At 59.6% G+C, this 5,792-nt stretch carries 8 protein-coding genes and 1 pseudogene; 4 read left to right on the top strand and 5 right to left on the bottom strand.

The features are described from left to right. Positions 1 to 355 precede the first annotated feature (355 nt). Positions 356 to 676, top strand: coding sequence for a cupredoxin domain-containing protein (locus G6N73_RS34425; protein WP_165034352.1), 321 nt, complete (start codon positions 356 to 358; stop codon positions 674 to 676). Then, on the top strand, positions 673 to 1,212 hold the full coding sequence (locus tag G6N73_RS34420; RefSeq protein WP_165034351.1) for a cytochrome P460 family protein: 540 nt from the start codon (positions 673 to 675) through the stop codon (positions 1,210 to 1,212). Before G6N73_RS34425 ends, G6N73_RS34420 begins: the two co-directional genes overlap by 4 nt. On the opposite strand, the gene G6N73_RS34415 is transcribed toward G6N73_RS34420, so the two are convergent. The 4 genes from G6N73_RS34415 to G6N73_RS34400 all read right to left on the bottom strand — a co-directional run bounded on the left by G6N73_RS34415 (position 1,181) and on the right by G6N73_RS34400 (position 3,643). Then, positions 1,181 to 1,954, bottom strand: a complete 774-nt coding sequence (locus tag G6N73_RS34415; RefSeq protein WP_165034350.1) for a TetR/AcrR family transcriptional regulator — start codon at positions 1,952 to 1,954, stop codon at positions 1,181 to 1,183. The two genes, G6N73_RS34420 and G6N73_RS34415, sit on opposite strands and share 32 nt — an antisense overlap. A gap of 367 nt (positions 1,955 to 2,321) precedes the next feature. Continuing rightward, positions 2,322 to 2,780 carry a phasin gene (locus tag G6N73_RS34410; RefSeq protein WP_165034349.1) on the bottom strand — a complete coding sequence of 153 codons (459 nt, stop codon included), beginning with the start codon at positions 2,778 to 2,780 and terminating at the stop codon, positions 2,322 to 2,324. Positions 2,781 to 3,074: 294 nt separating this feature from the next. Further along, entirely contained in the window at positions 3,075 to 3,434 is a 360-nt protein-coding gene (locus G6N73_RS34405) for a type II toxin-antitoxin system PemK/MazF family toxin (RefSeq protein ID WP_206079251.1), read from the bottom strand. Next, positions 3,389 to 3,643, bottom strand: coding sequence for an AbrB/MazE/SpoVT family DNA-binding domain-containing protein (locus G6N73_RS34400; RefSeq protein WP_165034348.1), 255 nt, complete (start codon positions 3,641 to 3,643; stop codon positions 3,389 to 3,391). The genes G6N73_RS34405 and G6N73_RS34400 overlap by 46 nt, the downstream gene beginning before the upstream one ends. A 77-nt stretch (positions 3,644 to 3,720) precedes the next feature. Here G6N73_RS34400 and G6N73_RS38470 point away from each other — a divergent pair, with 77 nt between their 5' ends. Together G6N73_RS38470 and G6N73_RS34390 are read left to right on the top strand one after the other, a co-directional pair. Then, positions 3,721 to 4,149, top strand: coding sequence for a WGR domain-containing protein (locus tag G6N73_RS38470; protein ID WP_343044844.1), 429 nt, complete (start codon positions 3,721 to 3,723; stop codon positions 4,147 to 4,149). A 48-nt stretch (positions 4,150 to 4,197) separates the two neighbouring features. After that, the gene (locus G6N73_RS34390) at positions 4,198 to 5,649 is read left to right on the top strand and encodes an ISKra4 family transposase (protein ID WP_246252805.1); all 1,452 of its coding nucleotides are present in this window, start codon (positions 4,198 to 4,200) and stop codon (positions 5,647 to 5,649) included. A 22-nt stretch (positions 5,650 to 5,671) separates the two neighbouring features. On the opposite strand, the pseudogene G6N73_RS34385 reads toward G6N73_RS34390, so the two are convergent. Then, positions 5,672 to 5,792: pseudogene (locus tag G6N73_RS34385) on the bottom strand (CBS domain-containing protein); the annotation flags it as partial.

The following is a 5,792-nucleotide window of genomic DNA, read 5'->3' as shown; positions in this document are numbered from 1 at the left end:
CTGCGGAGATATCCTCGATCGCGAGGAGCCGCGTCGCCCCGCAATGATAACCACCTGGCATTAGGAGAGCGTGAAGGGAGCTCTTCAGGTGCCACCACGACTGGACCTTCCCCAATACAGGAACCATGGGCAAGTTCTCGCCCCACTCCTGACCTTGGCAGCCAAGTGCAATACGTCGCCCGTTGCGCGTTTCTGGTTGTTGCAAGCCGTCGACACGATCAGACCGGCATTGTTGGTCCAGTTCTCACGTGAAGTTGTCAATTGACCACTAATGCATTCCAGCTTAGAATTTGCTGATCGCAACGCTGAGTACTTGGCGCCGTCTCGTACGCTATCGAGAGGGAGGTGCATTATGATGGCTTTTCGCATCACGGCCCTGCTGACGGGATTGGTCCTGTCGTCCGCGCCAGGGATAGCGAATGAGGTATCGGTCACCATGGCGGGTATGAGCTATAAGCCCGCCGCGATCACTGCCAACGTCGGCGATACGCTGGCCTTCACAAATGACGACAGCTCAGATCACAACGTCTTCGTAGCAACGGTGGGGCACGCGGTCGACCTCGGCAAGCAAGAGCCCGGCGAGACACGAACCTTGGCGCTCGGCAAGGCTGGCAAGTTCGAGGTCGAATGCGCCATCCACCCGGAGATGAAGGCAGTCGTGGAGGTCCGGCAATGAAACGCCTGTCGAGCTTTGCTCTCGCTGCCAGCGCAGCCGTATTCCTCGCGGCTCCGCTGTTTGCCACTCCTGACCGGGTCAAGCTTCCGGCACAATACAGTTCCGGCTTCGTCCTCTACAACAAGGTCGACCGGCCGGACCGCAAACGCGTCCGCTTCATGTATGTGAACCCGGAGGCCCACGCCCGCGCGAGACCCGGCGAGATACTTCCGGAGGGCACTATCCTGATCATGGAGGATCACGATGTCGCGATTGGCGCGGACGGCAATCCCGTTCTCGACAAAGACGGTCGGTTGATGCCGACAGATGCGCTGACAGGTATCTTCGTCATGGAGAAGCGGACAGGTTTTGGCGCCGCAAACGAACTTCCTCCGGACAAGGATAATGGCGACTGGGACTACGCTGCCTACAAGGCCGACGGGTCTCCAAACTCGGAGGCGAAGCTCGAAAGCTGTTTCGCCTGCCACATGTCGCGCTCGAACCGCGATTTCACCTTCACCTATTTCAAGAACGTGGAGGACGGTCTCCCGAAGTGATCGGTGGCGTGAGTTGCGGGACTTCAAGGCTCGTTCCCGCTCTTCCCGCGTGTATATCCCTCAAACTGACTGCGGCCCCGGCCAGGAAAGTCCTGATGTAAAGTCGCACCACCGCCTCCCGATCGGCTGGCATCGGCATCCGGTAAACGTGCTCGCGAATGCCGAAAAAAACCAGCGCGGCATGAAGCATCATGGCGAGTTCTCGTTCGCCGCGCATCATGGCTTTTCGGGCGAACGGAGCAAGACCTGCCTGTTCTCGCAGCTCACCGATGAGCGGTTCGAATATCAGGCTGGTTAGCGCCGCACCCCGCCTTTTGGCTATCGGCCAACCATCGAGTGCGGCGCGGACGAAGAGGCGAATGCGGATACCATCGGTTTTCTCAGCTGTTCGCCGGTAGAAATCAAAAAGCCGGTCTTCAAGCGGCTGCGTCCGGTCCGCGAGCAGGGTATTGGACTGTTCCCGCCAGCTCCGGTCAAAGACGCCTTCAAAAACTGCGGCGATGAGCGCATCCTTCGCCGGAAAATACTTGTAGAGGAGTGCCTGCCGCACCCCCAATCGGTCGGCCAGGTCGCGCGTGGGTGCCTCGAAGCCCTTCTCCGAGAAAAGCTTCGCGGCTGCATCGACTATGGTCCGGCGCCGTGCCTCGCCCGAGAGGCGCTTTGCGCGGCCCCTGTCGCTCTCGCGTGTTGAGCCTGCGTTTTCTGTTCCCGCCGGGAGGGCCGATCGTTTCGTCGAAGCCATACCGATGCACCTTTTTTTCTGGCGCCACCGATTTTAGCCGACATCCGGCAACATCAAACCGAGGAGTGGCCGCCATATGTTGTCATCGAGCATTGGCGGCGACAAGCGGTGGCCGCGGCATGCCGATCAGATCGGTTTGGTCGGCATGGCAGATCGATAAAGCCCACATTGACTTGCCGGCCCGGGCGGTAATCGTAAAGCCATTTCAATGGCTGGCGGCTCGCCATAGCTTGCCGCAAGCGACCAGGGGCAGGGTTGGCCAACCACGTGCAGCGAGCCGCGCTTATCGAGCACCTCGTAACCGCTGCTTCTCCGCAAGACGGCAGGAGGGGCGCCGCCTTGCGGGTATTTCCGGTCGCTTGAACGATCAGGCGACCTTGAGATCCTTCAGGGCCTTCTCAAAGACGTCCTTGACCGGCTTGGAAACCTCGGTCGCCGCCTTGGTGGTGAGCTCCTGGAACTCCTTGGCCTGCTCGACACCCATTTCGACGCGCTTGCGCAGGAAGGCAGTTTGCAGCTCAAACACTTGCGACAGCGACTTCGCACCGGACAGAGCTTCGAGGTGCGAGAAGTCGGCTTCGGCATTGGCCCGCATCGCGGCGATCGTCTTCAGCGACAGTTCACTGCCAACCGACTTGGCGGTTTCAAAGGTCGTCTTGAGCACTTTCTGCGCGTCTTCGGCGCCCGACTGGAATTTGGCAAGAGCTTCCTTCGACTGTTCGACGCCCTTTTCGGCGACCACGCGGAGCTGATCGGTGGCCTTGCTGGGATCGAAGGCCGGGAATTCGGTAGTGGTTTCGCTGGTCTTTTCTGCAGTCTTGGACATTTCCTCATCCTTCTGGTTGGCGATGGTTCTTGCCCGCGCCCTTATATTTATGCCCTCAGTATATGACAGTTTTTGTGCATTGCGACATTTTTATTGCATTGCACCATAACGCTGAATCTTCGGGTGCGCGGCAACCTAAAGGCGTGCTGGATGGGATCGATGCTGGTCAGGGCGGCGTCATTATCCCTATTTTGCGCGCGTCATGTGCTGACGATCGAGCCGATCCTGTTCGGTGGCGCGTCGCTGGCTCGCAGCGGGGCCGGATCGGCACATGCGGTCAGCAGAAGGTTCAGACTACTCCTCGTAGAGTTCGCGCAGCGTTTTCAGAACCTGCCTGAGCACAGTATCCGGGACACTCCCGAGGCGCTTTACCAGTCTGCGTTTGTCCAGCGCTCGAGCTTGCTCGAGCAGTATGAGCCCGTCCACGCCCTGGAATGCCACCGGCACACGAAATCCTGCGGGTTTGCTGCCGGAAGTCATCGGCGCCGCAATGACGGTGCGCAAATGGTCGTGGATCTCAGGCGGTGATACGATCAGGCATGGTCGCGTCTTTTGAATCTCGCTGCCGACCGTCGGATCAAGCGCAGCAAGCCACACCTCGCCACGTTTCACCACGCGAGTTTGGCATCGTCGTCGTTCGCGAATTCCGGCCATGCCGGCTCGTCATCGCCTTCAGCGGCAAGCCGGGCTGCATCCTCGGCCCAGCCCCGGCGGGGCAGGTTGACGACGCGCTCAATCACGATCCGGTCACCCTCGACCCGAAGATCGACATGGTCGCCTGCCCGAGCGCCAATCTCGCTCAGGAGCGGCTTGGGTATGATGATGCCGGCCGAATTGCCGAATTTCTTGACCGCGCTCAACATGACGCTCTCCACTAGCCTGCCAAAGCATATAGCACCCGCGGGATGCTGTTACAACAATGTAATCACGAAAACAGTGCATGGGGCCGACATCGCTCGATGTCTCAACTCTGTTTTGCCACAAGGCTCCGGCCATCTCTTCGGCCCTATGGATGGCGAGTTCCGGCCTCCGCAGCTCGCCCCTTCGGGCTCGGCCTTCGGGCTTGGAAAACAGGGCTTCGGTCCGAACCCATGCCACCGTCCGACCGGTCATAACAGATATGAATCGCTTGCCGTCGAGCGATTCACAATACTCATTGGACGAAGCGGCTCGGCCTCATGAAAATGCCAGCATGGAAGTGCTGCATTTGCGTCGTATCGACCCTGATCGAAACATGGCTAGATTTTACAACCTCACGATCGAACCCACTTTGTTCGGTACAGCGTCACTCGTCCGGGAATGGGGGCGTATCGGCACATTCGGTGAGACCGGTAACTTCTCTGGGGTGAACGCGGCCACGATTTGTTAGCGCCGACTGGGCCATCACATCTCTTTGGTTGCGGAGGTAGTGATGGCAATGGAGTGGACGATTTCGATTGAAGGGAAGAATGATTTCGGAGCCGTTTGTCGGCAAGAAATCCGGATCGACAAAAGCGATGAGCGTCTGCGCGACGGAGACTTTGGCCTGTCGATAAACGATGGCAAGAAGATCATGGCCACCCTGCAAACAGCGGTCGTGACCCAGGAGGCGGAAGCCTACACCCTGTTTCGACGGGTCTGTCCGGATTGCCACACCTTTCGGCCAGTCAAGGACTATACGACGCGCCGCATTCGAACGGTCTTCGGCACGGTGGAGGTTCGCAATCCCCGCTGGATGTTGTGCCGGGATTGCCATCCAGGGATGGACGCCGCGTTCGCACCGCTCAAGGAAATCTGCCCGGATCGGGCAACGCCCGAGCTGATGGAATTGACGGCGCGGCTGGGAAGCTTGATCCCGTATCGACAGGCGGCCAGCATGCTCGCGGAATTCTTGCCCATCGAGCCGACCGAGACGCATGCAACCGTCCGCAAGCGGACGATCAGTATCGGCCAGCGGCTCGACGACCAGATCGCCGGGGAATCGTGGTGTGCGAGAACGCAGGTGGATGAACGACGTCAGCTTGAGATGCAGCTTCCTGGCGATCGACGCAAAGAGTTCGTCGTCAGTATCGATACCGCTCATGTTCGCAGCGCCGATGCACACTCAGCAAGAAATTTCGAGATCGTTGTTGCCCGCTGCGGTCGTGGTGGGCGGGGAGATGCGGGCGGTCGGTATTTCACCACCAGCAACACCGGCCCACATGCGATACGGGATCGCGCCCTTCACGCTCTCCGGCGAACGGGGTATTGCGGCTTTGGCGATGTGACCGTGATTTCCGACGGTGCCGAGATCCTCAAACGGTTATCTCGTGCGATGCCGAAACCGACCACCCACATCATCGACTGGTTCCACATCGCCATGAAGATTCAGCCCATGCAGCAGATCGCGGATCACATGGTTCGATCCCGCTCTGATCTCGCCGGCGTGCTCCCGTCCATCGACAGGGACATCAGAGCGGTGAAGTGGCGTCTGTGGCACGGACGCTTGGATCGAGCGATCCGCGACCTCGAGCGGCTTGTAGCGGAATTCAAGACCTGGCAGGAAGAAGGGGCACTCGCAGTCGCGCGCCTTCATAACCTTGGCGCGCAGCTCCTCACCTACATCCGCTCGAACCGCGGTGCGATCATCAACTACGGCAAACGCTACCGAGCCGGTCTTCGCGTCGCCACGACCCTCGCCGAATCGGCGGTCAATTCGCTGGTCGCCAAGCGCATGGTGAAGAAGCAGCAGATGCGCTGGTCTCAGCATGGCGCCCACACGCTGATGCAGGTTCGAACAACCGAAATGAACGGCGAGCTTCGCGATCGGCTGCGCGCAAGATTTCGACTGACTGAATCTCAGGTGCCTTCGCTGTTCAAGCCCAAACCACCCCTACTCCGAGCCGCATGACCCCAGAGAAGTTACCGGTCTCCAAATCCTGTGCCGAACAGGTCGCCAGACTGCGGTTCATGATCTCGGCGACCCGCATCATAGGCGCCGCGGTTCCGTATTCAGCCACCGCATTGCAGCAGTCCCGCTCCGACAGCGTCCCC

Origin of the sequence: Allomesorhizobium camelthorni, assembly GCF_011045125.1 — a bacterium.
Classification (GTDB): Bacteria; Pseudomonadota; Alphaproteobacteria; order Rhizobiales; family Rhizobiaceae; genus Allomesorhizobium; species Allomesorhizobium camelthorni.
The sequence above is the reverse complement of the archived record's forward strand: the minus strand, read 5'-3'. Positions and strand labels throughout refer to the sequence as shown.